1 protein-coding gene is annotated in these 1,542 nt (G+C 71.0%); it reads right to left on the reverse strand.

Annotation, left to right across the window (positions count from 1 at the left end):
• Positions 1-60 precede the first annotated feature (60 nt).
• Complete coding sequence (locus I6U14_RS11810) at positions 61-1,467, reverse strand: IS30 family transposase (protein WP_296899564.1); 1,407 nt, start codon at positions 1,465-1,467, stop codon at positions 61-63.
• Between the last annotated feature and the right edge of the window lie 75 nt (positions 1,468-1,542).

Genomic DNA, 1,542 nt, shown 5'->3' on the forward strand with positions numbered 1-1,542 from the left:
GGTTCGATGCCCGCCTCCGCTAGCCGCTCGGTGTAGCGAATAGACAGGTACTGGGCGGACTCAACCGGTCGTCGCAACAACGTCTTTGTGAGCGGACCGGATGACGTCGTCCAGCGCCTCGGCGGGCGTCCGCCAGCCGAGGGTCTTTCGCGGCCGGCTATTGAGGGCCTGCGCCACCGCCGCGAGGTCGTCGGCGTCATGCGCTGCGAGATCCGTCCCCTTCGGAAAGTACTGGCGCAGCAGCCCGTTGGTGTTCTCGTTCGAGCCGCGCTGCCATGGGCTGTGAGGATCGCAGAAGTAGACGCGCAGCCCGGTCTCGATGCGCAGCTCTTCGTGCTTCGCCATCTCGGCTCCCTGGTCCCAGGTCAGGGACCGGCGCAACTGCTCGGGCAATGTCGTGATGGTGCGGGTGATGGCGTCGCGCACCGCCTCGGCGCCGTGGCCGGCGAGCGCGGGACCGTTCTTCGCCCGCGGCCCGTGGCCATGGCCCGGCATGGGCGGCAGATGGAGCAGCATCGTGAAGCGCGTGGTGCGCTCGACGAGCGTGCCGATCGCCGAGCTGGAGAGGCCGAGGATCAGGTCTCCCTCCCAGTGGCCCGGCACCGCGCGGTCGGCCGCCTCCGCCGGGCGCTCGCTGATCATCACCTCGGGCGTGACGAAGGACTTGCCGCGGCCGCGCAGGCGGGATCTCGGCAGGCGCAGCGCCCGGCCCGTGCGCAAGCAGGCGGTGAGCTCACGCTTCAGCGCGCCGCGGCCCTGGACGTAAAGGGACTGGTAGATGGCCTCGTGGCTGACGCGCATGGTCTCGTCCTCTGGAAAGTCGAGCTCGAGCCGGCTGGCGATCTGCTCTGGGCTCCATGCCGTCGCCCATCGTCGCTTCTGCCGGCGCCCGGCTCGGCGGCCCTTCCAAGCCACGCTCGGCCCGCCGATCTCCTTGCCGCCCGGTGCGGCGATCCGCCCGGCGAGCCGATCCTGCACATAGTCGCGCAGCCTCGCATTCGCTGCCAGCTTCGCTGGCTTGGGACGGCGGGCGGACCGATCCGCATGCCACTGTGCGGTCGTCGCCCGGTACTCGAGGCCGCCGCCGCGCGTGGCCGCGTTGCGGCGCAGTTCGCGGGAGATCGTGGAAGGCGCCCGTCCGAGCCGGCGGGCCATCTCCCGCACGCCGTGCCCGCGTGCGCGGAGAAGCGCAATCTCCTCGCGCTCGACGAACGACAGGTACCGCTCCGACAGCGGCTTCGCCGACGGTGTGAAATGCGATGGTGGCATGCCGCCGGCCTCCCGGAACCACCTGGCTCCCACGGGAGCGGATACGCCGGCATCCACCGCGGCGTCTTCACTCGACCGACCCGCCGCGACCGCCGACCAGAAGATCCGCCGGTGTTCGCGCCGTGCCACAGGCGGCCGGCCCGGCGAGCGAAGGGCCTTGCGCGTAGATCGGGCCGAACGCCGCCTCCCTATAGTCATCGCAACCTCCTCCGTCAGGGTGTTGCGACGACCGGTTGAGTCCGCCCTGGGACCCGCGGTCGCTGTGATGGACGA

Origin of the sequence: Thiohalocapsa sp. (assembly GCF_019695415.1) — a bacterium.
In the GTDB taxonomy this organism is placed as follows: Bacteria; Pseudomonadota; Gammaproteobacteria; order Chromatiales; family Chromatiaceae; genus Thiohalocapsa.

Bases quoted from the DNA above. Each gene is read 5' to 3' on its own strand.
- I6U14_RS11810 (WP_296899564.1), bottom strand. From the start codon at position 1,467: ATGACTATAGGGAGGCGGCGTTCGGCCCGATCTACGCGCAAGGCCCTT.